This is a genomic window from Paracoccus sp. S4493 (genome assembly GCF_000967735.1).
In the GTDB taxonomy this organism is placed as follows: domain Bacteria; phylum Pseudomonadota; class Alphaproteobacteria; order Rhodobacterales; family Rhodobacteraceae; genus Paracoccus; species Paracoccus marcusii.
On sequence record NZ_JXYF01000471.1, the window covers coordinates 1 to 386 of the forward strand.

A 386-nucleotide genomic window follows, 5' to 3' on the forward strand; every position below is an offset into this window, starting at 1 on the left:
CGGCCAGGTGCGACCGCGACAGCGCCACGGGCCGGGGGCCGACGAACAGCGCCGCCGCCAGCCGGCCGTCGCGGTGAAAGGCCATCCGGTGCAGACCGCGCGCCGGATCGCCCATCTGCTGGGCAGGCGCGCCCAGGCCCAGCAGCCGCTGCACCCAGTCCTGCCAGTCATCGGGGGCGCGGGTGCCCGCCATCTCGACCTGCCAGCCGCCGGGCAGACGGCTTTGCGCCCAATAGGCGCAGTCCGGCGAAACCGGCGCGTCGCTGACCAGGAACGCGTGCCACGCGGCCGCGAACCGCCCCACCGTCACCGCCGCCGCCTTGCTGGCCGGCTGGCCCGAGACGGGATCGACCTGCCCCGCGACCAGCGCGTCGATGCGCCCGGCC

At 76.9% G+C, this 386-nt stretch carries 1 pseudogene; it reads right to left on the minus strand.

From position 1 onward, the window contains the following. Positions 1–386, minus strand: a pseudogene (locus TW83_RS21560) (nitrate reductase); the annotation flags it as partial.